The organism is Pseudoalteromonas sp. GW168-MNA-CIBAN-0100, assembly GCF_040309225.1.
GTDB lineage: Bacteria > Pseudomonadota > Gammaproteobacteria > Enterobacterales > Alteromonadaceae > Pseudoalteromonas > Pseudoalteromonas arctica.
In genome coordinates this window covers 1-319 of the sequence record NZ_JBEOOL010000328.1, presented here as the reverse complement: position 1 = coordinate 319, position 319 = coordinate 1, and the positions used below count along the sequence as shown (strand labels likewise).

The 319-nt window shown below is 40.1% G+C and carries 1 pseudogene; it reads right to left on the bottom strand.

The features are described 5' to 3' along the window. Positions 1 to 73 precede the first annotated feature (73 nt). A pseudogene (locus tag AAEY62_RS21335) lies at positions 74 to 319 on the bottom strand (tyrosine-type recombinase/integrase); the annotation flags it as partial.

The following is a 319-nucleotide window of genomic DNA, read 5'->3' as shown; positions in this document are numbered from 1 at the left end:
ATTGGATTCTGCCTTATTGATGTTATCAATAACTTTTTCTAACTCTCCAGCTGAAAGAGATTGGAACGCTCGCTTAAGCCGGGAGATGATGCCTGAGCTTTTTTATTCTGCATTGATATGTTCTGAGCGATGAAGCTGCAAATTTGGTAGGTGCGGTGTTATGGCGCTCTATTAAGCTTTGTTCAGTAAGCTTACGCGCTTTTGCTATCGTTAATTCAGGTACTTCACCTAATTTGGTATTGGCTATGCCAGATGGTTTAGGGAAATTAGAATAGAAAATGGCTGTACCAGACTTGGTGAAAATTAGTCGAATATGGTG